The sequence below is a fragment of the Anaerolineae bacterium genome (assembly GCA_016931895.1).
Classification (GTDB): domain Bacteria; phylum Chloroflexota; class Anaerolineae; order 4572-78; family J111; genus JAFGNV01.
The window spans coordinates 1-26,983 of record JAFGDY010000043.1 but is presented as its reverse complement, the minus strand read 5'-3'; the positions used below and the strand labels follow the sequence as shown (position 1 = coordinate 26,983).

Below are 26,983 nucleotides of genomic sequence, written 5' to 3'. Positions count from 1 at the left end.
GAATTTATTTTCGCTTGATGAAAAAATCATAATCTATGGGGTGGGGCGAATCGTTTCTGAGCCGGATGAAGTAAATGGTATTGGAAACCAGGTGGCCGTCCCAAACCCAGGTATGCGTGTCGCTGGCTTTATCGTACTTCAGGTCGCTGCCGACGCCCAAAGGGGTAATTTTGTCGGTATCGCCGCGCCGCCAGAGATGTTGTTCCTGGAAGGGATAAATTTCAAAATTAACGTGATTGGTGATATGCCCGGCTCCGGGAGTGTGATTCAACTCAATCAAATAGGGGTGAAATTCAAATTCGTCGGGGTCGGCAAGGTTATATTCAAACTGAAACCAGATGTCTTCTCCGGCGGCCAGGGTGGCCCGGGTGTGGCCCAGGCTCAACGGCAAGGGCGAGCCGATGTCGTGGCCGGTGGGCGTCAATGCAACGGGCTGGGGTTTTGTTTCGGTTTTTGGCCCCATTTCAATGTTGATGATGTCGCCGGGAATCAGGTAATAATCAATCCACTCGTTGCTGCCGTTGGTCAGCTTGACAAAATATTGGTCGCCGTCAATGACCATGCCCCGCCAGAGGCGTTCCCCGGTATTATAGTCGCCGTCCCGGGAAACCCACGAGCCAACGCCAAAATGCTCCATATCGTTTGGGGTGCCGCGTTCCCAGATGTGATATTGCCCGGCAGTAAACATTTCAAAGATAACATTACTGGCAAGGTTGGGTTCGCCGGGGGTGAAGAAGATGGTTAGCGACATATCTTCAAAACGGATATCATCCACTTTACCCGCGGTAAAGGTATACCAATGCTCCGTTTTGGGGGCCAGCCGGCCGATGTTAGGGCCTTGCAAAAGTTTAATGGGTTGGTTGGGATAAATGCTATAACCCTGGCTGGGGTCAGGGGGGGTAGTGACTACAACCCCTGAGGCATTGCCGCTGTCACCTCCGGGCGTCGTCACCCCGGCTACCTGGGCGTCGGGATTAATGGGCGCCAGGGCCGGTGAACCGACCGGCAGCCAACCCAATGAGGCCGCCGACATGAGCCAGGCCGCCGCTTCAGCCGGAGGCAAGCCGTTGATGGCCTGGGCGGCCAGCAGCCAACCCGTGGAAACCGGGGAACTGTCGTCCGGTTGAATAGGCAACGTATCAATAACGGAAGGTTGGGCGGAAACAGGCGGGGCCACCGAAACCGGGGCGGCAGCTTTGCCGGGAGCGGCCGGATTATGCACGCTGATGGCCGCCGGAATCACTTGCGGCTCAAAAGCAGCGGCAGAGGCGGCCAGGGGTTCAAGCCCGGCGCTTTTTTGGCCCAGGGCGGTCAGCCGGTATTGGACCGGGCTGGGCGAGATGTTAAATACGCGCACGTAGTAAATATCATTGGGCGCAACCGAGCCGGCCCAGAAACGTTCGCCGGTAGTTACGTCAAAATCGGCGCTGGCCGGGATGCCCAGTCCCAGGCTGTCAACCGGGCCGCTGTTATCTTTGAGCCAGGCTTCCACCTGCGAAAAGTTGAAGACCTGAAAATTAACCCGGCTGGCGATGGACCGGCCTTCGGCTTCAAAGTTCAAACTGAGAATAACGGAGTTGTAGCCCGGATCGCCCAGGTCTATCCGGCTGTAGGCATACCAATACTCCTGGCCGGGATTGAGTTGGCCGGTATTCAAACCGCTAATCAACAGGTCCGCGGTATAGGGACTGCCGCCCACGCCCTGGCTGGCCCAGGCCGGAAGGGCCGTGGACAGCAGCAATACCGCCGCCAAAGCCACTAATTTGGTGACTGTTTTCATCATGCACGCATCCTTCCTGCAAACACTAACAAACACTATCCAGATAAATCGCCAAAAGCTGCGGGCAGGCAACAAAAAATCGCCTGGCTCTGCGCCGCAACTCCTTCAAACCGGCCCATTCTCCAACCGGAGTGTTCCCATTTGGCCGGGCATAACAAAACACGATAGCACGATTTACCGGATATGTCAATTTTAAGCAAAATTTATGCAAGCAGCAGCCTTAGTACCAACATCTTCTTTTGTTTTAAGCTTATTTTTGTTATACTGGTGGTAAATGTTTAGAGAAAAGTGACAGGGTTTGTTCAGGAGGTTGCCAATGGATACGTCAGCCACCCGATTTTTGCAGCAAGAGAATATCCGTTTAAAAAGAGAGAACGAGGCGTTGAAACAGAAGAACAAAACGCTGTATCATTACCTGGACATTGTTAAAGAGATTTACCAGGCCAATCAAGAAATACCCTTTGCCGAAAAACCGCTTGATGTGCTCGATCAACTGCTCTACCAGGTGATAAACACCGTGGGGGCCAAAGATGGTTCTTTATCACGCCTGGATGAAGAAACCGGCGAATTAGTTTTTGTCCTCGTCCACGGCGATCTGCGAGAGCAACTGCCGGGGTATCGCCTTAAAGGCGATGCCGGCGTGGTTGGCTGGGCTATCAGTAATCAAAAGCCCATCATCGTCAACAACCCCCGCCAGGATTGGCGGTTTTCGCTGGCCGTTGACCAGGAATTTAGCTTCTCCACCCGCTCAATTGTGTGCGCCCCGGTGCTGGCCGATAACAAACCCATTGGCGTGATTGAATTGGTCAACAAACAGGATAATGAATTCACCGAGGCCGATGTAGCTTTGCTTTTAATTTTAAATCAGGTGGCGGCAGCAGTATTGCAAACAATGCCCCCCAACTTTGCCCCTCGGCAACCTGAAGAGGGCGATGATTTGTTTGGCGATTAGCCGCTAAACCCCTATCCTGACGAATTCCGCCGAATTGGTGGCGGTATCATAAATGGCGCACGTTGCTTCACCTTGCCAGCCCAACACCTCGCCCGGATTCAGCCACAGGCAATGGCCTATTTTTTCTTGGTGGCGTTGGTGGGTGTGTCCCGAAAATACAGCCTGGTAATCCCCGGTGCGCGCCAACGCTTTGGCGTAAAACGGGTAATGTGTAACCGCAATTTTGATTCCCTCAAACTCAAGCTCGGCATACTCGCCGTGTAATTTAAGATTGGGATATTGGGTGTGGGCCGCATTTAAAATAGCAAACCTGTCCCCATCTCCATTGCCAAATACACAATGAATATCGCCCTTAAATTCACCGGCTATCACCCTGGAGGGAATGGGCGAACAAAAATCACCGCAAAATATCAGCGCGCCAACCCTTTGCGCGTTGAAGATTTCCAGAGTTTTGTGCAAATTCTCAAGATTGTCGTGTACGTCTGAAAAAACGCCGATGAGCATGTCAACCTCCTCTTTAATTTTACAATTTTAAATTCTCCCCCATGAGTTTATCACGTTACCCCCAATTAGCAAAAGCAACTTTTCTTTATGCAAATTGACGCTGTTTAACGTTCCCCCTTGAGTGTGGTATAATGCCCTCATAAACTACAGCGGAGAATGTAGGGCATGACGGGCCAAAAACTAAAATTTGTTCTTTCAGATTTACACCTGGGCGCCGGCTATGCCCGGGAGAGCCAAAATCGCCGGAAAGGTTTTACCGCCGACCGGGAATTATGTGATTTTTTGCATACAATTTGGCGCGAAAGCGAAAGAGAGCAGCGTGAAATTGAACTGATCATCAATGGCGATTTTTTTGAGTTTCTACAAGTGCCAGCCGTAGAAGTTTACGAACCCCTCAAACATTATCCTCTGGAAGCTTACCTTGACTCCTCTCAAGCAGCCTCGATCAAACGGCTCAACATTATTGCCGAAGGCCATCCCGAGGTATTCAATGCCCTTTCAGACTTTATGCACGTTGAACAGCCCCAACGCCGGATTACCCTTATCAAGGGCAATCACGATGTCAACCTCTTTTGGCCCGGCGTTAAAAGCCGTTTGCGCGAGATATTGGGCGCTTCGGGCACCCGGGCCTCGCTGTTGCTTTTTGCCGACGAATTTGTGAGCCGGGAAAAAATATACGTTGAACATGGCCACCAGCGCGCCGAAAAAATGAATCGTTATCCCGATTTTTTTGACCCTCGCTCGCCCGATAATCCCACCCAACTTCACTACCCGGTTGGCTCCCGGCTGGTGATTAATGCCGGCCATAAACTTGAAAATGAATACTGGTTTGTGGACCATATTAAACCTATCACCACTTTAATCTGGTACGCCCTGCCCTGGGATTTTGACTTTGCCGGTAAAATGTTGGCCCACTATATCCGCCATACGGTTTCAACGGAAGACGATTTGTTACAAGATTTGGAAGATGATGAGAAACGGGGGGCTATGGCCCGGCGTTACGCCAATGATCCGACTTTTCGGCAGCAGTTTCATCAACAACTGCAACCGTATCTCCGGCTAACGGATGAAGATAACCGGGAAGTCGCCTCCTCTCCTCAACTTGTCGTTGGCGATAATGCTTTGGCCATAGGCCAGGCCGACCGGCAGCGACAACAAGCCATGCTACATCATGCGGCTACAGAAATAGTCAAACGAGAAGGGGCCAGGGTGGTTCTGTTTGGACACACCCACTATCCGGTTCAAGAATTTTTAAACAACGACAGTGTTTACATTAATACCGGCAGTTGGATAGAAGATTTTTCCGATGCTTCGCCTGAAACCTGGGCCGCGCTTTTTAGCGGCTCCTGGCAGTCCCATCATGCCGCCGCTCGCCTGCCCTACGCCCGCATTGATTATAACGAACACCATCTCCCCACCGCCCAACTTTTATTTTTTGAGCAAAAAGCAGAAGCGGAAACCCAAAACTTTTTTCAGCAAAAATTTAGCTGGCTGGTCCGTATTTTTGGAAACAGAAGCCTATGACGCTTGAACTCAATCAAGTTGCCCCCCAGGTGAAAGCCATGGGACGTAGTTTGGCCGAACAAAACCCGCTGCGCGATGCAGCCGGGCGACAGGCGCAAGCACTTTTACAACAATTTTCTACCAACCAGTCCACGCTCCACGAGCGCATCCGCCTGGCCGAAAAAGTGCAGCAAAAATTACGCTTTGATTGGGTAGGCGCGGCCCCCACCGCCGAAGCCCTGGGCCAGGCCTACCCTCTCCCTCCCTGCCCGGAGCGCGTCACCGTGATTGCCAGTGACGGCTCTCAGATACTGCCCAGCCGTCACGCCATCACCCTCTACTATCTGGTTAACATTGGCAGTATTGTTTACCGGCATGGTTCAAACCAAAAGCCGGAAACCTACAACCCCAAGCCCCTGCTCTGTTACGCCCCGGATGAACTTCTTGACGCGCAAGGCCGCCTCATCTCGCCGGGCGAGGTCAATGTGAAACGTGATTTGGCGGAATTGGGGGTGTTGGCCGACTTGGCCCCGGCCTACACCCACGCCGGAACAGAGCCGGTAGTGGCCCTGATGGATGGCCGGTTGACCCTGCGAGTTATTGATTTGCCGTTTGACCGGCAAGAGGCGTGTCAAAACGAATACATTGAGCTACTCCACCGCCTGCGGGAAACCCAGGTTTTGCCGTCCGGTTATGTTGACCGCCCCCGCAGCACCTTTGTTTTGGCCCTGTTGCACCTGGCCTCCCTGGACCCGGCGGCCATCACCGAAGAAAACTTGCGCCAGAATCCGTTCCGCCATCTGACCGATCTGGATCTGTTCACTTTTCTTGACCCGGGCGAGCGGAGCGCCATTTTTACCATTAAGGCCAAAAACGTGGAAAAATACAGCCTGGCCGGACACGCCATCCATTTCTTTTATCTGAACGTTGGCAGTAACCAGGCCAGCCCCAACCTGGCCCGGGTAGAAATTCCAGCCTGGGTGGCGGCCAATCCTCAATCCATTGACCTCCTACACGCCACGCTGGTTCGGCAAGCCCGCATTACCGGCAGTTATCCTTATGTTTTGAGTCGCGCCCATGAACTGGCGATTATTTCCGGCGAGGAACGGGAGGCGGTGGAAATGATGCTGGCCGTGGAAATGCGTCGCCAGGGTTTGCTGCCGGCGCTTTCTCCCAAAGAGTTCAACAAAACCCTACTCACCGGCAAGGAAGGTTTTAGATTATGAGCGCAACATTCACCATTGGCTGGGTTTTGCGGGCCAGCACCGTTGGTTTTACCGTTGGCTGCCGCGTATTGCAGCCCAGCGTGCCCCAATTTGGCAATCTGGTTAAAGTGCCGTTGCCCCATGAAAAAACCCACATCTTTGGCCTGATCTACGACGTGCAAGTGCAGGACGACCCGGCCGTCCGCCAACTGATTTTAGCCGGAGAGATGGAAACAGAGGCAATCCTGGACCAACGGGAGAACCGGCTGGTGCCCATTGAAATTGGGGTGCTGGTGGTGGGTTATCAACAGGGCCAGGAAATTATTCAAGGCTTGCCGCCCCAACCGCCGATCAGCCTGGATGTGTTGGTAATGTGCGACGAAACCGACATTCGGGCGTTCACCAAACAGTTAGACTATATGCGGCTGGTGCTTAACGCCGGCCAGATTCCGGCCGATGAATTGCTTATTGCCAACTTGCGCCAGGCTGCGGCGGTGTACTCTCCTGAAACCCGTCGCCAATTTTTGCTAAATGCCGGACGCGAGTTGGCCCGTCTGCTCAGTTTTGACCTGGTACGACTGGACGGAATTTTGAAACGCATTAAACCCGAGGCATGATGAAATACACCCAAACCCAACTCAACCAACTCCTCCAAAGCGGCCAGCGTCCCCTCTGGTTGACCAACGCCGATTTGAGCGGGGCAACCCTCCAGGGAGCAGATTTGCGCCAGGCCCGTTTATTGCGGGCCAATTTGAGCGGGGCAAACCTCAACGGGGCAAACCTCAACGGGGCCGATCTGACTTATGCCAATTTGAGCCAGGCCAAGCTGAATGGGGCCAATTTAACCCAGGCTGCTTTAAGCGGCGCTAATTTGAGCCAGGCCGTGTTGAGCCAGGCTACCTTGACCGAGGCTGACTTGAGCCGGGCTACTTTGAGCGGGGCGGATTTCAGCAAGGCCGCGCTCAACCAGGTCAATCTGAGCGAGAGCAACCTGAGTGGTGTCAATCTTAGTGAAACCGACTTGAGCCAGGCTAACCTGAGTGAAGCCAATCTGCGCCAGGCGAATCTGTATAGAGCCAATCTAAGAGAAGCCACGCTGCGGGAAGCCGACCTGAGTGGGGCCAATCTGGTTGAGGCAAGTTTAGCCGGCGCTGATTTAGAATTTGCCATTATGCCCAACGGCATGGTGGCGGAGTAGGGTGATGAAGTTCTGGCCTTGGCCCGCCGGGATAAAACGATTTTTTCAAAACGGTTTGGCCGCCCGCAAGCAAACAGAGCAGGCGCTGCGCCGCGAGCACAGTTTATTGGCCTGGATTATGGAGACCAGCCCGGCCGGCATTACTATCGTCAACCGGGCCGGGCAAATTATATTTGCTAATGTTCAGGCCGAAAAGGTATTGGGCTTGACCAAGACTGAAATTACCGACCGCGCTTACAATGCGCCAGAGTGGCGCATTACCGATTATCAAGGTCGGCCCTTCCCCGACGAAAAACTACCCTTCCGCCGGGTGATGGCCACCGGCCAACCGGTGTCCAACGTGCGGCACGCCATTGAGTGGCCTGATGGACGGCGGGTTTTGCTTTCCGTCAACGGCGCGCCGCTACTTGATGAGTCAGATCAGGTAGAGCGGGTGGTTTTTACCATTGAAGACGTTACCGAACGGGCCCACGCAGAGCAGGCGCTGCAACTTCAGCGAGACCTGGCCCTGGCCTTAAGTTCAACCAACGAGTTGGCAGAGGCTTTGCGCCGATTACTGGAGGCCACCTTCAATATAGAGGGCCTTGATTGCGGCGGGGTGTATCTGGTTAATAGGCATACGGGGGAGCTGGACCTGATCTATCATAAAGGTTTGCCGCCTCAATTTGTGGAGCGGGTTTCTCATTACAAGGCTAACTCGCCCCAAACGCGCTTGATTATGGCCGGCAAGCCTGTCTACCGCTCCTATGCTGAAATTGTCCCTATCACGGATGAAGTCCGGCAGGGTGAAGGCTTGCGCGCTATGGCCGTCATCCCCATCCGGTATGAGGGGCAGGTTATGGCTGCGCTCAACCTGGCCTCGCACACGCACGACGAGATTCCCGGCAGGGCGCGAGAGGTGCTGGAGACTGTGGCTATTCAAGTTGGCGGGGCGATTGCCCACATGCAGGCTGAAGCCGCGCTGCGGGAGAGTCAGGCAAATTTGCAGGCTTTTTTTGACGCCCTGGATGATTTTTTGATTATTCTTGACGCCGAGGGCCGGATTGTGCGGGTCAATCCGGCCTTCCAGGCTCGATTGGGATACTCGGCCGAAGAATTGGTGGGGGCCAGCATACTCACTGTACATCCGGCGGAGCAGCGCGAAGCCGCCGTCGTTATTGCGGATATGTTGGCCGGAAAGGCTACCGTTTGTGCCATCCCCTTACTGGCCAGGGATGGCACCCAGATTCCGGTTGAAACCAAGGTTACGCAAGGTAAATGGAGTGGGCAAGACGTTTTGTTTGGTATCTCGCGTGACGTGAGCGAGCGCAAGGAGAGCGAAGAAATTCTTCGCCAACGCAACCGCGAACTGGCCATGCTCAACCAGGCCAGCCGGGCGCTCAGTTCTTCGCTCAATTTGGACGAGGTGCTGGCTAACGTGTTGGGAGAGGTGCAGCGTTTGCTCAACGTTTTAGCTTGCTCGGTGTGGTTGATTGACCCGGAGACAAACGAATTGGTGTGCCGCCAGGTCACCGAACCGCAGGGCCAGCTTGTGCGAGGCTGGCGGCTGGCGCCGGGGCAGGGCCTTGGCGGTTGGGTGGTTGAGCATAAAGAGAGCCTGAATGTGCCGGATGTGCTGGCCGAGGTCCGTCACTTTAAAGGCGTTGACCAAAAAACCGGGCTGCACTTGCGCTCCATTCTTACCGTGCCGCTGCTGGTTAAACAAAAGGTGCTTGGCGTGATGCAGGTGGTGGACGAGCGCCCGCATCGTTTTGACGAAACCCACGAGACCCTGCTGGAATCGCTGGCGGCCACGGCGGCCATTGCCATTCAGAACGCCCAGTGGTACGAGCAGGCGCGTCAAGATGCGGAAACCAAGTTAGCCCTCTTCCACGAAGTCAACCACCGGGTCAAGAATAATCTTACCGCCATCATCGGCCTGCTCTACGCCGAACGACGCCATGCCCAGGAAACGCGCCCCTACGAGGAGATTATTAATGCCCTGGTCAATCGGGTGCAGGGTCTGGCCACCGTGCATGAACTTTTGTCTGCCGCCGAGTGGCGCCCCCTGCCGTTGAGTGATTTGGCCACCCAAATCATCCACGCGGCCGTGCACGCGCTCTCGCCGGTGCAAACTGTATCGGTAGACGTGTCTTCCTCACCCATCGAGGTGTCGCCGGCCCAGGCCAATCACCTGGCCCTGATTATTAATGAACTGGCTACCAATTCCATAAAATATGCCCTGCGCGAGCAGGAAAAGGCCAAAATCAGCGTGCGTATAGGTGAAGATGAAAACGTGATCAGGTTCAAATTCCGCGACAATGGGCCAGGCTACCCGGCGGACGTTTTGCAATTGGAGCGTCATAACGTAGGCCTGTATTTGATCCAAACCATTGTCCAGGGCGGGTTGCGGGGAGAGTTGTCGCTTCATAACGAGGAGGGGGCCGTTACCCTGATCCAATTTAAGGCAGCGTAATAAACCATTGGCCTTCTCGTTGGCCGGGGATGATGAGGCGGAACGGGTTGGATGTGCCCCCCTTTATCAAAGTGCGCCCAAAATCTGCAGATTTCTAAAAGTCTCATCAATCTTTCATTTGAAAAATGATCCATGCAACAAAACAAAACCATTATTCTGGTATCAGCTCTAATTCTTTTTTGTGTTTGCCTTGTTTTTGCCGGCGGCCTGGGCTTGGGGATGGGTTTGAGCAACACAATTGACCCATCTTTTTTCGACCAACCAGAATTGGCGCTAACCGAAGCGCCAGCCGAAGCGCCAGCCGAAGCGCCAGCCCCCTACCAACCCCCGGAACGCCCGGCCCGGCAGGGACGGCTGCTACGGGAGGATGATTTTAGTGTTGAGCAGTGGCCGGTTCACCACGATAATGAACATCGGAAGGGGTACGCTAACGGCCAATATTTTATTGTTGTGGAGGCAACGGACTATAATTACTGGTCTGTAGCCGGAGAGACGTACCAGGATTTTGTGCTGGAAGTAGAGACCACCCAACTGGCCGGTCCCGACAATAACGACTATGGCGTTATCCTGCGCTATCAGGACGATGCCAATTTCTATAGTTTTGAAATTAGCGGCGATGGTTTTTACACCTTCACCAAGCTGGTTGATGATGAACTGCTTGACATTATTCCCTGGCAAGAAAGCGACCTCATCAACCAGGGCCGGCAGCGCAACACTCTGCGGGTGGAGGCAATTGGTTCCCACTTTGCCCTGTACATTAATGATGAACTGGTTGACGCGGCCATAGATGCGGATTTTAGCCAGGGAGATATTGGCCTGGTGGTTGGCACTTACGAAGAGCCGGGCGCGCACATAACGTTTGATAATTTGAAGGTGTGGGCGATAGCAGAGTAGCAGGCAGGTAATAAAATTTGTTACTTGGCTACTCTGCTACCTTGCTACTTGATTTACATAAACCGTACGAATAGGATAGGGAATATTAATGCCTTCCTTTTCAAAAGCCACTTTGATCGCTTTGACAGCTGCATCCAGGGTGGGAAAATAATCGGCTTGGTGCAGGTCAACCCAAAAATAGAGGGAAGCATTGATAGCGCTGTCGGCAAATTCTTTAAAGATAACGGTTGGCTCTGGATCGTCTTTGATAACACCGGGCAGATCGGATACAACCTTGAGCATGGTATCGTGGGCTTTTTGTAGGTCGGTTTCGTAACCTACGCCGATGTCCAGGCCAATGCGGCGTTTGTCTACTTTTGAGTAGTTGGTGATGGCGCTGGTGTAAACACTGGCATTGGGCACTAACACCAGCAGACCATCCCAGGTATGGATGGTGGTGGCCCGAATCTGAATATCCGTAACGGTGCCGCTGTAACCGGCCACTTCAATTGATTCGCCAATGTCAAAGGGTTGTTGCAGCAAGAGCAGGATACCGGCCACAAAATTTTCGGCAATGTCTTTGAGGGCAAAGCCAATGGTAAAGCCGGCAATGCCCAAGCCGGCCACAAAGCCGGTCACATTAAAACTAACCTGCTGCAAGGCCCAGATAGTGCCCAGAATAATGAGCGACCAGCGGGTCAAACGGCAAAATAGCATGGACAGTTCGGCGTCAAACCGGCGTTTTTGGGTTGCGTTTTTAACCGCTTTGGCGGCCAGGTTGGCCACGTAGAGCATCACCAAAAAAATAACAATGGCCACGACGAGTTTGGGAATAAAAATAAGCACTTCTTCAAGCAGTTTTTGGATGGGCGCGTTGAAAAAATTGTAATCCATAACCATATCTCCTCTAAAAATAACAAATGTGTCCAATACTCTAATGGTATAAAAACTGGTCTAATAAGCAAATCCAAACAGGATCAGTAAGGAAAATCAACATGGCCGATAACATGAACGAACTCGATGAATTTTTCCCTCGCCCCACCCGCGAATTGGGCGTGGTCATCAGCGGCTCATTGAGCCAGGGGCTGGAGGTAAAACTCAATCCCGACGCGCCGGTGGAAGAGATTGCCGTAGGGCGTTACGTTACCATCCAGGGGTCTCAATTGAAATTTTTTGGCATGATCACCGACGTGGCCCTGGACAATATTAATCCCCAAATTGAAAAAATCCCGCCCGATGTCAGCGACCCATTTTTGCGGACCGTGTATACCGGCAACAGCGTGTTTGGCCGCCTGCACGTTGCCCCCATGCTGGTGCTGGATAAAAGCGCCGGCGAACCCCGCCCGGTCAAAACCATTCCCGGCCACTTTGCCGCCGTGCGCGTGGCCGCCGAGGAGGATGTTAATATGGTTTTTGGCCGGGAAGATGAGCAGCACTTTCACGTGGGCCAGCCGCTGGATATGGAGGATGTCCACATCAATCTGGACCTCCACCGGATGGTGGAGCGGAGCGTGGGCGTTTTTGGCAAAAGCGGCACGGGCAAAAGCTTTTTGACGCGCATGCTGCTGGCCGGCGTGATCCAGCGCCGGGTGGCCGTTAGCCTTATTTTTGACATGCACAACGATTACGGCTGGGAAGTGCAAAGCGAGGGTCGCACCAAAGTTAAAGGGCTGAAACAACTTTTTGAGCAGCAGGTGGCCATTTTTACCCTGGACGAAGAATCTAGCCGGCGGCGGCGGGTGCGGCCTGATTTTACCGTGGTCCTGGACTGGTCCGACATCCAGCCTGAAGATTTGGAAATGCTGCGCACCACCCTTGACCTGAGCGACCAGATGATTGGCGCCGCCTATACCCTGCGCCGGGCCTGGGGACGAGGTTGGATCAAACAACTGCTCGGCGCCGAAAAAGATGAAATTGACATGTTGGTGGAAAGCACCACCATCAACCGTTCCAGCCTGGACGCGCTCAACCGCCGTCTGGAGCGGCTGACCCGCTTTGACTTTTTGCGCGACAGTTGGAAAGGCGACTCGGCCCAGCGGATTATTGAATACCTGGAAAAGGGCATCAGCGTGGTGCTGGAGTTTGGCCGATACGGCAACTCGCTGGAAGCTTACATTTTGGTAGCCAATTATTTGACGCGCCGCATCCACCAGATGTATGTGGAACGGATGGAACGCGCCCTGGGTGAAGCCGCCCAGGAACCGCCCCAACTGCTCATTGTCATCGAAGAGGCGCATAAATTCCTGGACCCCCAAATTGCCCGCCAAACGATTTTTGGCGTGATTGCGCGCGAACTGCGCAAATATAACGTGACTTTGTTGATTGTTGACCAGCGCCCCTCCGGCATTGACGACGAGGTAATGAGCCAAGTTGGCACTCGCGTTACCGCGCTGCTGGATAACGAACGGGATATTAATGCCGTATTTACCGGCGTTTCCGGCGCGGGGGCGTTACGGGAGGTGTTGGCTCGTTTGGACACCAGGCAGCAGGCCCTCATTTTGGGCCATGCCGTACCCATGCCTGTTGTTATCCACACCCGCACCTACGACGCCAGTTTTTATGCTGCGGTGGGTTCTACTAATTTGCGCCACAACCGGGAGGAACGGGTCAACCTGCTGCGCGGCGAGCCGGAGACAGGGATTGATTAAAAATTTGTCACTATTCAAGCCGGCAAACGCCGGCGTGAATTGACGCTCACTGCCTGCTAGAGTACAATTCCTTAATAAAGATCGGCAACCGCTGATTAGATGCTTTATCTCCCTATCTTGCCTCCTAACCTTATGTTGGCTATAATTCCAATTAGCCCAATTAAAATTCTGGTGCGAGGGGCAAGGCAAAAAACTACTTTTTATGTCCGCAGTCTAAAAATATGTCATTTTCATTGAACAATCCTCAAAAGCCCAATCCTTCTTCAGAATCAGATTTTGATAATGCTGATTTTCTGGATAGGCAGGCCAACCCTGACCCTGCTGATGATTACCCGTTTGGGCCGGAAGAAACGCCTCTCCCTGCTTTTGATCCCACCAAAACGGAAAACGAGGCCCCCCTTAAAGCCCTGGTCAATACCTTGCCGGAGTTAGCGGCTATCTTGAATAACGAAAGGCTGGCGCTTCCCCCACCCCCCAAACATATCTACCAAATCTCGCCGGCAGAGCCAGACTGGTCGGATTATAGTTTGCCCCCCCTTCAAGATGAAGCGCCCGAACCAGAATCCCCCTCCGGCTGGCAAACAGCGTGGGCAGTGCTGCGTGAGGTGGGCGAAACCATCATTCTCACCCTGATCATTTTCTTTTTAATCCAAACCGTTATCCGCAACTTTCGCGTGGTGGGCACCAGCATGGTTGATAACCTGCACGACGGCCAATACCTGATTATTGATAAGTTGACCTACAGTAAATTGCTCAGAGAAACCTTGGGCTGGAGCGGTCCCCGCCACGGCGACGTGGTGGTGTTTGAGCCGCCCAGCCATCCCGGCGAAGATTACGTCAAACGCATTGTTGGCCTGCCGGGTGAAACCATCGAAATCACAGGCGGCAAGATATACATTAATGGCCAGGAGTTGCCGGAACCTTTCCAGCCAAAAACGCCGGCCTATCAGTTGGCGCCGCAGGTGGTCCCTGAAGGCCACGTGTATGTTTTGGGCGATAATCGTAATAATTCTAACGACTCGCACAACTGGGGGCCTTTACCCATTGAAAATATTGTGGGGCGGGCCTGGATATCTTATTGGCCGCCCCACGAGTGGGGCGTTATTCCGTATGATGCGCCCACTGAACAGGCGACGCTCAAGCACTTTTTTGGCAAACTGATTCCCGACGCGAATGCGGGGAGTGAATGAGGCTCTGACCGGTACTGCAAAAATGATTGCTGCGGGCGCTACTGATTGGGGGGTAGCGTCGGCGTAAAAATTGCTAAAGAGGCGTAAGCATCATGAACATCTGCCCATCCTGTCATGTTGGTCGTTTACAGCGACGGATTATGGTTTACCTGCAATGGCACGATGATACCCTGCTCATTGCCAACCGTATGCCGGCTGTCGTGTGCGATGTATGCGGTGACCGCATTTACGACCACGACGCGGTAGAAAGTTTGCAGCAATTGCTCTGGTCTTATCCGCCGCCTCCGGCCAGAACCATCTCTAGCAGTAATACTTAAAAACAGCCGGAAATACGGCATAAAGACAACCCCCAAATTCAGGAATGTTTTATGAGCAATATTCGTCCGCTTTCCACGGGTCGGGTTACAGCCGATTTTTTTACCGGCAGCTATCGTCTTTCGGCCAGCGTTCTGGTTTACAAACGGCGCCTGGTTGATATTTTGGCTGATCGAACCACAGACTATCTGGACCTGGTTGACGTTTATGTTTCTCGGATTAATAGCCCCGGCAATATTGTGGCTACTTATCCCCGAGGCTCGCTGGTTAAACAAGAGATCAACTTCATTCTTCTGTCCAGTTTAAGCGAGAGTATCTCCAAAGACCGGTTTTACACGCCCAACCGGGTCACGCTACCCATTTTTATCACCGTCCCCTCCTTTGAAATACAAGGCCAATTTCAATGGCTGGGCGACCTTGAAGTTAAAAAGATTATGGCCACCGACACCCAAAGATTTTTACCCATTTTGAAGGGCACGGCCCGTAACGCCCACTTCCCCGACGTTACCTTTGAGGGGCCGGCTATACTGGTCAATAAACCCAGAGTGGAAATGCTGTGTATCGGCGACAAAAAATAAGAAAGAAGCCATGGCCACTATTTTAGTAATAGACGACGACCAGAGCATCTTGCGCCTGCTGGAATTTACCATCAAACGGGCCGGGCACAATATCATCACCAGCACCGATGGCCTGCAAGGATTGGCCCAGGCCGAGGCCCAAAAACCCGACCTGATTGTGGCCGACGTGATGATGCCCAATATGACCGGCTACGAATTCTGCAAGCAGGCCCGGGCCAATCCCGTTCTCCAGGAAACGCCCATCATTGTTTTTTCGGCCCGCTTCCAGCCGGTTGACAAACAAACCGCGTTGGAGGCCGGGGCCACGGATTATTTGCCCAAAACCACTTCCCCTGATCATTTGATTAAACGCATCAATGAACTTATTTCAACCAGCCAAAAGCCTGTGGCCGCCCGGGGCGTGGTGGGGCTGTTTAGCCTGCGCGGCGGCGCCGGGGTAACCAGCCTGGCCGTTAATTTAGCCGTGGTTCTGGCTCAATCCCAGAAAAAGCCAACATCTCTGGTAGATTTGGCCCGCTTGGGCGGGCACGCCGCCCTGATGTTGGGCCTGCGCCCAACCGGCAGCCTGGCCCAGGCCCTGACCAACGCCTCAAACACGCTCACCCCCGACGCCATCAAACCCCATCTAATGCCGCATCCGGCCGGGCTGCATTTGCTGGCTTCATCCCATGTTTATGGGCATGAGTTGTCGTTAGCCGATCATCGGTTAGAGCAACTGGTGTCTCTTTTGAAGTCCGGTTTTCCTTTTGTAGTTTTAGACATTCCCTGTTTTTTAGAACCAGACTTTGCCGCTGCCTTGCAATTATTTGACAAGATAGGTCTGGTCCTCTCCCCCGATATGCCCTCCTTGCAATCCACAGCCATTGCCCTGCAAAGCCTGGCCCGGCTGGGCGTTACTGAAGATAAAATTGCCCTGGTGGTCAATCAGATTATGGCCCAGGGGGCGCTACCCCTGGAAACCATTCAAAAGGCTATTAAACGACCGGTGGCAGCCAGCATCCCTTATGAACCTGAAATGATTAGAGCCATCAATAGCGGCAAGCCGCTGGTGCTCAATAGCCCCAACTGCGCCGGGGCAACGGCCATCATAGGGCTGGCAAATACGCTTCTAAGCTGAAAGAGGGCCAACCACCCATAATAGTCAACCTTCAGTTTGACCGAAATCATCAACAATGGTATAGTATCCGCCTGCCGGATGGCGTTATTTGCCCTCGTCGTCTAGGGGCCTAGGACACAGCCCTTTCAAGGCTGCGACACGGGTTCAAATCCCGTCGAGGGCATTTTTTTATTTTAAAATGTAGTAGGTTCCGCCGTTGTCCCCTACCCGCAGCAATAAATCCCGCTGCACCAGGTGGGCCAGGTCGCGCTGTAAAGTTTCTCCGGCCACATCGGGGCACAATTGGCCGTAGTCGCTGTGGGCCAGCCGCCCCTTTTCCCAAACAAAATTCATCAATTTGATCTGTCGCGCGGATAACCCTTGCGCCAGCCATTTGTGCAGAGAAGGGACATCCGGCTGGCCGGCCAGCACCGCCGCAGGCTGGCTGAAGAGGGTAACTTTAAAGCCCGCCGCCGTTTCCTCAAATCTTGGCCCGGGCAATCCTTCCTCGGCCATCCGGCGCACTACCCGGTCAAGGCCGGCTCCTAATCGTTCCATAAAGCCCATCTCCGCAAGAACCTGCGCCATCGTTTCATTGCGGCTGAACCGTTCAACAAGCAGGTTGTCCACCGTTACCTGGCCAGGCAAACGGCCAGGGCTATAACACTCCAGCCGGTCGGCAAAAATGCTGAGCCGGGCGCTGTCGCCCCTGATATCGTAGGCGCGATGCGCCACAGCATTGATCATCACTTCGCGGACCACGTCGAGGGGGAGGCCCGGCTGCTCCGTCCACTCCAGGTTTTGCAAATGGAAATTGGGCGTCAGATATTTCAATACAAACGCCTCGGCCTGCCGGATCTGGGTGGGCAGCGGCCCGCGAATATCCTCGCGGGCAAGGGGGTCGTCGGCCTGGCAACCTTGATAACACACGGCAATGATTTCGGCGGAGGGAAAAAGATGGGCGGGGTCGCGGCCAAAAAGCAGCAGACCCGCATTGGTAGGGTACGGGCGGCCTTGCTCGTCTTTAAGCAAACAGCCCCGCTTAAATAATGCTTCCTCCACCGAATCTGTGTTTAGTCTGGCTGCATTATCGGCTACATATTTTTTGACGTTTTGCCAATCGAAATCATCAATTTGGGCCGCCAACGCCGGTTGACGTTCAAAACTGGCCTGCTGATGCCTTTGCGCCAGGTAGTGCAAGTAACGGGTCGAGCGGGTGGCGTTTTTGGCCGCGCCGGGTCTGGAAGCGTGCTGGTCGCCGCCGGCGTTTGTTTTGGTTTCCGGCGAGGTGGGCAAAAAGTCTACCGTAGGGTAAATACTTGTTGGGTTAAAAGCCAGGCCAGAAGGTGGGTCTTTGATCAGGCAATTAATTTTATGCATGGTATCCTCCCCAAATAGATAACTTAAGATCAAACTTACAAATAAAAAAGGCCGTCCCCACCGGACGGCCTTTATCAGGTAACTCAACCATTTTAAATAAAAGCCAACATCGGGTGGAACATACGCATAAAGCTAAACTCGTCTATTATGTCTGGATTGGACATATAACCGAAAATACCGGACAACAAGCAGCAACAACAGCACAATACCAAAAGCACCACTACGGCGATAATAATGTAGCGTTGGGTATTACTGCTGCCGCCTCCTCCTGCCGGTGAAGCGGGTGGCGGAGAGGGCGGTTCTGACTTATATTCCCCGGCTTGCTCCAGGTCAGCCTCTAATTCGGCTATATCTTCTTGAGTAACGGCCACTGTTTTTGCCTCTTCAGAGATTTGGCTGACGGTGGATAGAATAGTGCGATCATCATCTTCCACCGGCCGGTCAGTTTGACTTTCAAGAGGCGCCCCGCACTCGGCGCAAAAACGGGCCTCGGGTTCATTGGCAGCGCCACACGTTGGACAATTCATGATTTTGATACCTTTCCTTTTTTAGCTTACCAAAAATCGGAAAACGAACAAGGCCAACTGATTTCCGCATGTCCACTCAAACCGATTGTACCAAAATATGCCGACTTTATCAAACTGAGGGGGGAGACATGGGACTTGACCCCGGTTCTATAGGGATGGATATTAGCCAGGACATTTCAACGGTTAAGGATTTGGGTGGGTTGGCCCAATTCCGGCATCTCGTCAAGTTCTAACCGCCTATGAATTTTCCACTGGCCGTTAACCGAAGTCATGTGATAACGACGAGTTTCTTCTTGAGAAACACCATTTCGATCTTTGACGGCAAACGTTATGTCTACAACATTTCTGCCTGCTTCTTCGCCGGTGACAACGTCCCGTCCGCCACCTGTCTCTCGCAAATCCGGGTCGGTTTCCAATTGGGGAAAGTATTGAAGGTATTTTACCAAAATATCTGATGTGTGGTTAAAACTGGGCAAGCCAAAGTCGCCGGGGTTTCCGTTTTTCAATTCGGCAAAGGCGTCACCGTTGGGGTCTAAAAAATCGTCGGGATTCCAGCCGGTGTTGTAATTACGGCAAAGCCCATCGGCTTTGCTACCGCAAGTAGAAGCATAAAAAGCCAGGACAATTTTTTCTGGAAACGTGGAATCGTGTATATTTTGAGGCGGGTCGCCCAGAAAGTCTATGGTAGAGATGAGCGGCGCGGCCAGTTTTCGGTCTAACTCCGCCGGATCGTAAAACTGATCCCAATAAGTATTGGTAGCCTTGTTGACGGCATAAACCAAACGATTGACCAATTGACTGCGTTCAAAACCGGCCCGGTCGAGCACGGTGACATTTTTGGTGTTTTTATCAAAGCTCACCCCGCCGCTGCCCCGGAAGAAGCCAATCGGTTGATAGCGGGGGGGGGCGTCGCGCGGAAAGTCCCATTGTTCAGAATTTTGCCTGAAGCGGAAAATGCCCAACTCATTTGACCCCCGGACCAAAATTTCTTGCAGGTCTTCCTGGTCAGGCCCATTTTGATCTATGGTGGCATTTTCCAATTCAAGTGAAACTTCGCCTTCACCCAGGTAATCTCGATGGGGAGGGCGTAAGGCATAAGGGAAGATAACGGGCGGGTTGCCCCGGTCATTGTCGTAAACCATTGCCTGGACGGGATTTGACGAGTTTTGCAGGTCAAATTGATAAAAAACAATCCACTCTTTATAGTTGTCCCCATCCGTATCCAGCCGCAAAATGTTATTGGTGGCTAAACTCTTTTCAAGGTGTTCAGGCACAATATGCTCAAAAGAAACAAGCTGTTGTAGACTCAATTGGTAGGCTGTATTGCGCAGCAAAGGCAGGGGATCCTGCCTGGTTAGCAAGAAACCAAAGGTGAGGGCGGTCCCGGCCATAGCCAAAACCAAAAAGAAATCCACCACAATTTGCAGCAAATCGTTCAGGCTCAAAAATGGGCCGCGGCGCAAAATGAAGAGAAAAGCGGTTATGGCCAGAAAAAATAAAAACCATATTCTGAGATCAAGAGCCAAAATAGACCTCCTGACAAGCCCATTTCCATTTTAATATCAGCGACAACGCCATAAACTTTTTGCCAGAAACGGGCAATTTGTTGCTGCCAAAAACATCGGTTTACAGTGGCAACAAGGGCTTGGGGTAACAATACGCTTTTTCTTAAATTCTACACTATGTAGACATAAAGTGCAAACGTTTGTTAAAGATTTGGATTATGTCAAACCAGGCTCATAACAAAAAATCGGCCCGGATTGTGATAACCCGGGCCGGAGTCTATTGATTTTAGAGCCTGTTTCTTAAATGTCATTCTGAGGCGAAGCCGAAGAATCTCCGCCTGCGGATTGGAGACTCTTCGCTCCCGATGGTCGCTCAGAGTGACATTTTGAGGTGATTTTGCGGTCAAATTCGATTTAAGAAACACGCTCTTAGGATGTGCGTAATTAGAGGATGCCAGTCACTTTTTGATGAATAGCGGCTGACAGCCGAATAAAATTTAGGACGCGGCCGCACTCTTGCTTCGTTTTTTCTTGGGGGGGGCAATCAGCGAGGTTTTTAACACTTCTTCCAGCTTGTCGGCAAAAATAATGTTCAACTCGCGCTGCACTTTTTTGGGCACGTCAACCAAATCCTTTTTATTGCGAGAGGGAGCAATGACGGTGGTAATGCCCGCCCGATGCGCCGCCAAAATCTTTTCTTTGAGGCCGCCGATGGGCAAGATATTTCCCCGCAGCGTAATCTCGCCCGTCATGGCCACATCGTGGCGCACTTTGGCGTTGGAGAGCGCCGAAACAAGGGCCGTGGCCATGGTCACGCCGGCGCTGGGGCCATCTTTGGGAATAGCGCCTTCGGGCACGTGCAGGTGAATATCGTAACTCTCAAAAAAGGAGGGTTTGATGTCGTATTCTTTGGCGTGGGCGCGGGCAAAAGAAAGCGCGGCCTGGGCCGATTCTTGCATTATCTCACCTAATTGGCCGGTTAGGGTTAATTGGCCTTTGCCCGGCATGAGGGTGACTTCCACCGGCATAATATCGCCCCCGGCTTCGGTGTAGGCAATGCCGGTGGCCACGCCCACTTCGTCGTCTTTTTCGGCCAGTTGTTCGGTAAAACGGGGCGGCCCCAAATATTTGGCTAATGATTGCCGGGTAATGGTTTTGGGGTTTGTTTTTTGTTCGGCCAACCGGCGGGTCAGCTTGCGACAAATCTGCCCAATGTCTCGCTCCAGGTTGCGCACGCCGGCCTCGTAGGTGTATTCACGGATAATGCCCTGTACCGCGCTGTCGGTTATTTTCAGGGCCACGTCGCCCAGGCCATGCTCCTCAATTTGGCGGGGGATGAGAAATTGGCGGGCAATTTGCAGTTTTTCCTCTTCAATATAGCCCGAAAATTCAATCACCTCTGTCCGGTCGCGCAGGGCCGGGGGAATGGGGTCTAAGATATTGGCGGTAGTGATAAAAAAAACTTTAGAAAGGTCGTAGGGCAGTTCCAGGTAATGGTCGGTAAAGTTGTTGTTGTGTTCGGGGTCCAGGGCTTCCAGCAGGGCGGCGCCGGGGTCGCCCCGAAAGTCAGCGCCCAGTTTGTCAATTTCATCCAACATAAAAACGGGGTTGATTGTGCCCGCCCGGCGCATGTATTGGATGAGGCGGCCGGGCAAAGCGCCAATGTAAGTGCGGCGGTGGCCCCTGATTTCGGCCTCGTCGTGAATGCCGCCCAGGCTAAACCGGACAAATTCACGCCCCAGGGCCTCGGCAATCGAACGCCCCAGGGAGGTTTTGCCCGTGCCGGGCGGGCCGACAAAACACAAAATAGGCGTGCGCATCCTGTCGCCGGCCCGCTGCTTAACGGCAATGTGTTCCAGGATCCGCTCTTTCACTTTGGGGATGCCGTAATGATGATCGTTTAATACTTTGGCCACGTGGTTAATGTCCTGGCTGTCTTCTGTGGTTTTGAACCAGGGCACTTCAATGAGCCAATCCAGGTAAGTGCGAATGATCCCCACTTCAGGGGCCGCCGGAGGCATGGCGGCCAGGCGGTTGAGTTCTTTTTCTACCTTGGTCTTGACCTGTTCCGGCAATTCGATACCGGCCAATTTCTGGCGCAGTTCATTGATCTCGGCGGTTTGAAAATCCAGTTCGCCCAACTCATTTTGAATGACCCGGATCTGCTCCCGTAAAAAGTGCTCGCGTTGGCCTTTGTCCACTTCTTGCTGCACCTGGTCCTGGATATGCGACTCCAGTTCTAACACGTCCAATTCTTGGGCCAGCATAATGCTCAAGTGCTGGAGCCGGGCCGTGGGATCGGCCGAATCTAAAATTTGCTGGCGCTGTTCCACCTTAAAGTCCATCACCGAGGAGACCATATCGGCCAGCCAGCCCGGTTCATCTATGTTCATGGCCGCAATATAGGCATCGTCGGGAATGTTACGATTCAGTTGCACGCATTTTTCAAAGAGGGCCAAAACAGCCCGCATCAGGGCTTCGGAAGAAAGGGTTTTTTCTGCTTCTTCATCCAGGCGCTGCACCCGAACTCTAAAAAAGGGGTCTTGTTGCGTAAATTCAATAATTTTTACCCGTTGTTGGCCCTGAACCAGGATATTCATGCTGCCGTCGGGTATTTTTAACATGCGGCCCACCACCACGTCAGTGCCCACCGTGTAGAGGTCGTCAATAACCGGCTCTTCCACATCAATGTTACGCTGGGCCACCACAATCATTTCGCTGCCTTCGGCCAGCGCCGCCTCCAGGGCCAGCATCGAGCGATCGCGCCCCACAAAAAGAGGCGTCAACATGCGGGGAAAAACCACCGTGTCGCGCACCGGCAACAGGGGTAAATCTACTTCGTCAGCAGCTATTGAGGGTAGAGATTCTTGTTCAAAGAGATCCATCAAGGTCAAGATGCTCCGCCAAAGAAATAATTTATCAAAGATATAGTACCACAAAAGAAAAATTTGCCCAATTAGTGAAGGCGCAGGGTAGCAAAAGCGCGTACTACCGGCCCAATTTTTGGTAGACGGCATAGGGATGCCGTCCTACGATAAATTTGGATCTATCGAGTCTTAGTAGATCCAAATTTGGGCTGGTAGTCCGCACTTTAGTGCGTTTTTTTAGGCATTAAAATACCCACTCCAAACAACATTTTGGATCTACCGAGTCTACTATTCAAGAATGTCGCCCCCTAACCCAAAACTTTTTCCCGGCGCAGGGTATTGTTAGACATAATTAAAAAGAGCCTGGTCCGTAGACCAGGCTCTTTTGGGTGAAAAGGAATCTCCTTGATTGGGTGAAGGCAGAGCCTTGGTTCACAGGGGAAGCTTTCTGCCCAAGCCGGGAATCGCTAACTTTGATATACCGGGAACCCGCCATATTCGATTATCAGGCGCCCGATAACTTCAACAGTCCGGTTTTATCGGGAACCTCATTTAGATAGCGCTTTCTGCGCCGGTAGCGCGCCTTTTCACGTCTCCTAATTTCTACAACTTTGGCGAAGCGATGTCCCCCAGATTTGCCGGCGCAGGGTGGCCTATGGCCGGCCTTATAGACCCCTTGGGCCGGGGTTTCATGCCAAACAGGAAGCGGGTCATGTTGGCGCGCCTGACCAGGAGATCATAAACAAGGGTAGTGGCCAGCAGGGCGGCTACGACGATGATCAAAAATTTGGGCCATACGCCAAGGTCCCACTGCGTTACGTAATACCCAATAACAATGATGACCGTTTGGTGCAGAATGTAAAAGGCATAAGCTCCTTCGCCGGCATATTGCAAAAATCGGTTGGTAAAGTTTAGATATTTTTGACCATAACCCAGCAGCGCAATCAGGCAGCACCAACTGCCCATAGTGGGAAAATAGATATTGGCCGCTAGGTTGAGCCAGCCGGTGCTAGGCCCCAGCAAAATCTCGGCCATCAGCACGGCCACCAGGGCCACCGGCCCCAAGAGCAGGGCCAGGCCCTTGTGCCGGGCCACTATCTGCTTAAAGCGTGCATCCGCCATCAGGACATAACCATAGGTAAAAAAGACAAAATAGTAGAAGGGGTTCTTGCCGCCAAGGTCGGGTAAGGCCAGGGTTACCACCAGGGGCAGCGCCGGCAAATAGATCATTCCGGGGTGGGCGAAGAAATTGGCCAGCCGGTTGATTTGGCGCCGGCCACTTTCTTGTTTGAGCCAGAGAAAAAGGGGCAACCCGGCCAGGGCTAAAACAAACAAAAAGAGAATGAACCACAAGTGGCCGGGGGTAAAGCCGCCCATATAGCCGGTCAAGTCGCCGGTAGGACCAATTTGGAAAAACAGGGGGTAATATTCAAAAAATGATCCCTCAAAATAACCATAGGTGAGCGCCCCAACATAGGCTTGCGGCGGCGCCAGCGCCAACAGCCCAAAAATAAAAGGCAACAACAGCCGCTTAAAACGTTCTAACGCATACTGTTGGCCGCTCCGAAATTGCAAGGCAAACCAGGTTGAGGCGCCGGCCAGCAAAAAAAACAGCGGCATGTGCCAAACAAAGATGCTGCTGATGAAGAGGTAGGTCAGGCTAACACTGGTTTGGCTATTTTTGGCATAAAAAGGTTCCCAAATATCAAAGATACGGGCGGTATGAAAGATGATGAGCAGCAATACCGCCAGCACCCGCAGCCAATCAATGTCGTGGCGTCTTGCGGGTTTGTTTGATTGAGGGTTTGAAGTTACTGATTCGTGCGTTGGCATAATAACCTTCTCCTAATTTATTTGTATTGGTTTGAATGTATCTGGCATTACTTAATACGCACAAATCCTGGTCAAGTTGTGAGTGATCCAAAGAGACCCGACAGGTTTTAATGTAGTTTTACAAAATGGTTCGGTAAAATTGAAGACCCTAAAGGTCTCTGAGACCTTTAGGGTCTGGAGCCTTTGGAGTAACACTACCGAAGAAAATTATTAATCTTTATTATCGGCCAAGATGAGCCACGGCCGCGCCGGCGAGAAAGAGCAAACCAAATACCAGAAAGGGGATACCGCCAATCAAAACATTGGTGAAAATTGAGGCAAAGATGCCGAGGCCAACCAGCACTATTCCTGCCTCAAGGGGGCGCATGATCGCCAGCAGCATCAGGATGACGATCATCAGCACCGGTATAAAGTGTATCACCCCACTCAAATCTCCCGAGAGCATTTCGCCAATGCCAAATATTAGCCAGAAAACGCCATAAGCCCCCATTAAGATAAGACCCCCACCCAGGAACCATTTGGCCCGCCTGTTAGAAACCACCCCTTGATCAGGGTTTTGGCGGAAAACCACCATCGCCAGGATGACACTGGTTACGAACATAAGAATAGATAACCCTACCATAATCACCTCCTTGTATTGCCAGCTTAAGCCAATTCAACCCTCAACGAAGCTGGATTGGCCTGGTTCTAATCTAAAACTTCTTCAACTTTAACCTCATCAAGCCAGATTGTGCCCGGCCCATCAACCAAAAAAATCAAAATCACCTGGGCCTCACCGGCGGACGCTACCAATGTTTCGGCAAATGTTTTCCAATCACTGGTGGGGGTAGACGTGTGCGCAATAATCTTTGAACGTAAATTGGTTTTTCCTGATGCATCCTGGATGATACGATTGACCTTTAGGGTACATCCAGCGTTCTGCATAGAAAAAGAAAGCTTGTATGTCTTTCCCGGTTGGATAGGAATTTCGCGGCTGCGGCAGCCTACCGTTCTATCGCCCTGATTGGTAGTAAGCTTAAGCGACTGATTCCCGGCCTGGGCTTTGGTTGGGTCAACAGAAACCTGGAAAATGTCACCAGATTCCGGATTTGGGCCAAAGGCCCAATTAATGGGGTAGCCGGAGTCAGTGGTTTCAAAACTGCCGTTAAGTCCTGCGGCGCTATTTGGTTTGGATAGCTCATTACTCTGAAGCGTACAAGCCGGGAATACAAAAAACAAGGCCAGAAGCAAAAGGCGCTTCAATTGTATTTTATGCATCACTTTACCTCCTGAATTGAGTATATCATTCAGACTGGCAAAGAGTCACCTATCAAAAGTTAGGTTTTGGAGAATTAGCCCAAACAAAAAAGCCGGTGGAGCATCACCGGCCGGGGAGGGGGCCAAACTACCTTAGTTGAGTTAAGCCACATCCAGCACCTCGCGCACCTTGCGGGCCAAGCCCAAGGTTGTAAAAGGCTTGGGCAAAAAGGCGATCCCTGGCTCTAACACGCCATGCTGGGCAAGGGCAGCGTTGGTATAACCGGACATAAACAGTATCTTCAGGCCGGGGCAGATTTGCCCCAGTTCGGCGGCCAGGGTTTTGCCGTTGGCGCCGGGCATAATCACGTCGGTCAACAAAAGATGAATCGCTCCCCGGTGGTTTTGAACCAGGCGCATCGCTTCGCGGCCATCGGCCGCCTCTAACATGGCATAACCTTGCTGATTCAGGCTGCGGGTAATAAACTCGCGCACCCCGGCATCATCTTCAACCACCAAAACCGTCTCTGTTCCAACCGGCAAATCTTGAGTAGATTCAGAAAAAGACACATGGCCGGCTGCTTGGTGGATGCGCGGCAGGTAAATCTTGAAGGTGGCGCCAAGGCCCTCTTCGCTGTAAACCCAAATATAACCGCCGCTCTGTTTGACAATGCCAAAAACTGTAGCTAACCCCAAGCCGGTGCCCTGACCCGGCTCTTTGGTTGTAAAAAATGGCTCAAAGATGCGCGCCTTAACCGCCGCGCTCATGCCAAAGCCGTTGTCGCTGACCGTCAGCAACACGTATTCGCCCGGCTGCATCTCCAGATGTTCAGCCGTATAGTTTTCGTCCAAGGTCACGTTGGCCGTTTCAATGGTCAGGCAACCGCCATCCGGCATGGCATCGCGGGCATTGACGGCCAAATTGACGATGACCTGTTGAAATTGGGCGGGGTCCACTTTGACCAACCCTAAATCGGGCGCAGGCGCCGTCTTCAAGGTGATGTGCTCGCCAATGATGCGCTGCAACATCTTTTCTATATCGGTCACAACCGCATTAAGATTCACAACTTGAGATTCTAAAACTTGTTTGCGGGAGAAAGCCATCAGTTGCTTCACCAGATCGGCGGCGCGCCGGCCTGAGCGTAGAATCTTGTCCAACATGTCCTGGTAAGCCTGGTTAGGCTCCCTCCTGGATTGGGCCAACTCGGCAAAACCGTTGATGGCCGTCAACAAATTGTTAAAGTCGTGGGCGATACCGGCGGTCAATTGACCAACGGCTTGCATCTTTTGCGCCTGGAGATACTGTTCTTCCAGTTGTAGTTCGCGGGTGATGTCGCG

The 26,983-nt window shown here is 52.5% G+C and carries 23 protein-coding genes and 1 tRNA gene; 13 read left to right on the top strand and 11 right to left on the bottom strand.

Annotated elements, in window-relative coordinates; genetic code table 11:
• Positions 1–4 precede the first annotated feature (4 nt).
• Complete coding sequence (locus JW953_03810; GenBank protein ID MBN1991803.1) at positions 5–1,783, bottom strand: hypothetical protein; 1,779 nt, start codon at positions 1,781–1,783, stop codon at positions 5–7.
• 313 nt (positions 1,784–2,096) lie between these two features.
• Here JW953_03810 and JW953_03805 point away from each other — a divergent pair, with 313 nt between their 5' ends.
• The gene (locus JW953_03805) at positions 2,097–2,732 is read left to right on the top strand and encodes a GAF domain-containing protein (protein MBN1991802.1); all 636 of its coding nucleotides are present in this window, start codon (positions 2,097–2,099) and stop codon (positions 2,730–2,732) included.
• A gap of 3 nt (positions 2,733–2,735) precedes the next feature.
• Here JW953_03805 and JW953_03800 read toward each other — a convergent pair whose 3' ends face one another.
• Entirely contained in the window at positions 2,736–3,236 is a 501-nt protein-coding gene (locus tag JW953_03800; protein MBN1991801.1) for a metallophosphoesterase, read from the bottom strand.
• 165 nt (positions 3,237–3,401) lie between these two features.
• Between JW953_03800 and JW953_03795 the strand changes: the two genes are divergently transcribed.
• From JW953_03795 to JW953_03770, 6 genes are all read left to right on the top strand, one after another.
• Positions 3,402–4,760: a metallophosphoesterase gene (locus tag JW953_03795; GenBank protein MBN1991800.1), complete on the top strand. Its 1,359-nt coding sequence runs from the start codon at positions 3,402–3,404 to the stop codon at positions 4,758–4,760.
• Positions 4,757–5,965 carry a DNA double-strand break repair nuclease NurA gene (locus JW953_03790; GenBank protein MBN1991799.1) on the top strand — a complete coding sequence of 403 codons (1,209 nt, stop codon included), beginning with the start codon at positions 4,757–4,759 and terminating at the stop codon, positions 5,963–5,965. The genes JW953_03795 and JW953_03790 overlap by 4 nt, the downstream gene beginning before the upstream one ends.
• The gene (locus JW953_03785) at positions 5,962–6,561 is read left to right on the top strand and encodes a hypothetical protein (protein ID MBN1991798.1); all 600 of its coding nucleotides are present in this window, start codon (positions 5,962–5,964) and stop codon (positions 6,559–6,561) included. The genes JW953_03790 and JW953_03785 overlap by 4 nt, the downstream gene beginning before the upstream one ends.
• Positions 6,558–7,142, top strand: a complete 585-nt coding sequence (locus JW953_03780; GenBank protein ID MBN1991797.1) for a pentapeptide repeat-containing protein — start codon at positions 6,558–6,560, stop codon at positions 7,140–7,142. The genes JW953_03785 and JW953_03780 overlap by 4 nt, the downstream gene beginning before the upstream one ends.
• A 4-nt stretch (positions 7,143–7,146) precedes the next feature.
• The gene (locus tag JW953_03775) at positions 7,147–9,597 is read left to right on the top strand and encodes a PAS domain S-box protein (protein ID MBN1991796.1); all 2,451 of its coding nucleotides are present in this window, start codon (positions 7,147–7,149) and stop codon (positions 9,595–9,597) included.
• Between the two features lie 132 nt (positions 9,598–9,729).
• Positions 9,730–10,491 carry a hypothetical protein gene (locus JW953_03770; GenBank protein ID MBN1991795.1) on the top strand — a complete coding sequence of 254 codons (762 nt, stop codon included), beginning with the start codon at positions 9,730–9,732 and terminating at the stop codon, positions 10,489–10,491.
• Between the two features lie 36 nt (positions 10,492–10,527).
• Here JW953_03770 and JW953_03765 read toward each other — a convergent pair whose 3' ends face one another.
• Entirely contained in the window at positions 10,528–11,364 is an 837-nt protein-coding gene (locus JW953_03765; protein ID MBN1991794.1) for a mechanosensitive ion channel, read from the bottom strand.
• A 101-nt stretch (positions 11,365–11,465) separates the two neighbouring features.
• On the opposite strand from JW953_03765, the gene JW953_03760 reads away from it, so the two are divergent.
• The 6 genes from JW953_03760 (at position 11,466) to JW953_03735 (ending at position 16,481) form a co-directional block, all read left to right on the top strand.
• Positions 11,466–13,118, top strand: a complete 1,653-nt coding sequence (locus tag JW953_03760; protein ID MBN1991793.1) for an ATP-binding protein — start codon at positions 11,466–11,468, stop codon at positions 13,116–13,118.
• 221 nt (positions 13,119–13,339) lie between these two features.
• Complete coding sequence (lepB, locus tag JW953_03755; GenBank protein MBN1991792.1) at positions 13,340–14,308, top strand: signal peptidase I; 969 nt, start codon at positions 13,340–13,342, stop codon at positions 14,306–14,308.
• A 92-nt stretch (positions 14,309–14,400) separates the two neighbouring features.
• Positions 14,401–14,625 (top strand): YgiT-type zinc finger protein, encoded by a 225-nt coding sequence (locus JW953_03750; protein MBN1991791.1) that lies wholly within the window; start codon positions 14,401–14,403, stop codon positions 14,623–14,625.
• Between the two features lie 51 nt (positions 14,626–14,676).
• The gene (locus JW953_03745) at positions 14,677–15,201 is read left to right on the top strand and encodes a hypothetical protein (GenBank protein MBN1991790.1); all 525 of its coding nucleotides are present in this window, start codon (positions 14,677–14,679) and stop codon (positions 15,199–15,201) included.
• 10 nt (positions 15,202–15,211) lie between these two features.
• Positions 15,212–16,318, top strand: a complete 1,107-nt coding sequence (locus JW953_03740; GenBank protein ID MBN1991789.1) for a response regulator — start codon at positions 15,212–15,214, stop codon at positions 16,316–16,318.
• Between the two features lie 90 nt (positions 16,319–16,408).
• Positions 16,409–16,481 (top strand) — tRNA-Glu (locus tag JW953_03735).
• Positions 16,482–16,486: 5 nt separating this feature from the next.
• Here the strand turns inward: JW953_03735 and JW953_03730 are convergent.
• From JW953_03730 to JW953_03695, 8 genes are all read right to left on the bottom strand, one after another.
• Positions 16,487–17,677, bottom strand: a complete 1,191-nt coding sequence (locus JW953_03730; protein MBN1991788.1) for a transcriptional regulator — start codon at positions 17,675–17,677, stop codon at positions 16,487–16,489.
• Between the two features lie 92 nt (positions 17,678–17,769).
• A complete protein-coding gene (locus tag JW953_03725) occupies positions 17,770–18,204 on the bottom strand; it encodes a zinc ribbon domain-containing protein (protein MBN1991787.1) in 435 nt (144 codons plus the stop codon).
• 176 nt (positions 18,205–18,380) lie between these two features.
• On the bottom strand, positions 18,381–19,730 hold the full coding sequence (locus tag JW953_03720) for a hypothetical protein (GenBank protein MBN1991786.1): 1,350 nt from the start codon (positions 19,728–19,730) through the stop codon (positions 18,381–18,383).
• A gap of 476 nt (positions 19,731–20,206) precedes the next feature.
• The gene (gene lon / locus JW953_03715; protein MBN1991785.1) at positions 20,207–22,594 is read right to left on the bottom strand and encodes an endopeptidase La; all 2,388 of its coding nucleotides are present in this window, start codon (positions 22,592–22,594) and stop codon (positions 20,207–20,209) included.
• A 585-nt stretch (positions 22,595–23,179) separates the two neighbouring features.
• Positions 23,180–24,409 (bottom strand): acyltransferase family protein, encoded by a 1,230-nt coding sequence (locus JW953_03710; protein MBN1991784.1) that lies wholly within the window; start codon positions 24,407–24,409, stop codon positions 23,180–23,182.
• Between the two features lie 220 nt (positions 24,410–24,629).
• Positions 24,630–25,031 (bottom strand): hypothetical protein, encoded by a 402-nt coding sequence (locus JW953_03705; GenBank protein MBN1991783.1) that lies wholly within the window; start codon positions 25,029–25,031, stop codon positions 24,630–24,632.
• 65 nt (positions 25,032–25,096) lie between these two features.
• Positions 25,097–25,666, bottom strand: coding sequence for a carbohydrate binding domain-containing protein (locus tag JW953_03700; protein MBN1991782.1), 570 nt, complete (start codon positions 25,664–25,666; stop codon positions 25,097–25,099).
• Between the two features lie 141 nt (positions 25,667–25,807).
• Positions 25,808–26,983 (bottom strand): response regulator (locus JW953_03695; protein ID MBN1991781.1); only part of this gene is annotated, 1,176 nt, incomplete at its 5' end.

Coding starts and splice junctions, on each gene's coding strand:
- JW953_03710 (MBN1991784.1), bottom strand. CDS start 24,409: ATGCCAACGCACGAATCAGTAACTTCAAACCCTCAATCAAACAAACCC.
- JW953_03770 (MBN1991795.1), top strand. CDS start 9,730: ATGCAACAAAACAAAACCATTATTCTGGTATCAGCTCTAATTCTTTTT.
- JW953_03740 (MBN1991789.1), top strand. CDS start 15,212: ATGGCCACTATTTTAGTAATAGACGACGACCAGAGCATCTTGCGCCTG.
- JW953_03725 (MBN1991787.1), bottom strand. CDS start 18,204: ATGAATTGTCCAACGTGTGGCGCTGCCAATGAACCCGAGGCCCGTTTT.
- JW953_03700 (MBN1991782.1), bottom strand. CDS start 25,666: ATGCATAAAATACAATTGAAGCGCCTTTTGCTTCTGGCCTTGTTTTTT.
- JW953_03705 (MBN1991783.1), bottom strand. CDS start 25,031: ATGGTAGGGTTATCTATTCTTATGTTCGTAACCAGTGTCATCCTGGCG.
- JW953_03750 (MBN1991791.1), top strand. CDS start 14,401: ATGAACATCTGCCCATCCTGTCATGTTGGTCGTTTACAGCGACGGATT.
- JW953_03760 (MBN1991793.1), top strand. CDS start 11,466: ATGGCCGATAACATGAACGAACTCGATGAATTTTTCCCTCGCCCCACC.
- lon (MBN1991785.1), bottom strand. CDS start 22,594: ATGGATCTCTTTGAACAAGAATCTCTACCCTCAATAGCTGCTGACGAA.
- lepB (MBN1991792.1), top strand. CDS start 13,340: ATGTCATTTTCATTGAACAATCCTCAAAAGCCCAATCCTTCTTCAGAA.
- JW953_03810 (MBN1991803.1), bottom strand. CDS start 1,783: ATGATGAAAACAGTCACCAAATTAGTGGCTTTGGCGGCGGTATTGCTG.
- JW953_03765 (MBN1991794.1), bottom strand. CDS start 11,364: ATGGATTACAATTTTTTCAACGCGCCCATCCAAAAACTGCTTGAAGAA.
- JW953_03800 (MBN1991801.1), bottom strand. CDS start 3,236: ATGCTCATCGGCGTTTTTTCAGACGTACACGACAATCTTGAGAATTTG.
- JW953_03775 (MBN1991796.1), top strand. CDS start 7,147: ATGAAGTTCTGGCCTTGGCCCGCCGGGATAAAACGATTTTTTCAAAAC.
- JW953_03785 (MBN1991798.1), top strand. CDS start 5,962: ATGAGCGCAACATTCACCATTGGCTGGGTTTTGCGGGCCAGCACCGTT.
- JW953_03730 (MBN1991788.1), bottom strand. CDS start 17,677: ATGCATAAAATTAATTGCCTGATCAAAGACCCACCTTCTGGCCTGGCT.
- JW953_03805 (MBN1991802.1), top strand. CDS start 2,097: ATGGATACGTCAGCCACCCGATTTTTGCAGCAAGAGAATATCCGTTTA.
- JW953_03780 (MBN1991797.1), top strand. CDS start 6,558: ATGATGAAATACACCCAAACCCAACTCAACCAACTCCTCCAAAGCGGC.
- JW953_03795 (MBN1991800.1), top strand. CDS start 3,402: ATGACGGGCCAAAAACTAAAATTTGTTCTTTCAGATTTACACCTGGGC.
- JW953_03745 (MBN1991790.1), top strand. CDS start 14,677: ATGAGCAATATTCGTCCGCTTTCCACGGGTCGGGTTACAGCCGATTTT.
- JW953_03790 (MBN1991799.1), top strand. CDS start 4,757: ATGACGCTTGAACTCAATCAAGTTGCCCCCCAGGTGAAAGCCATGGGA.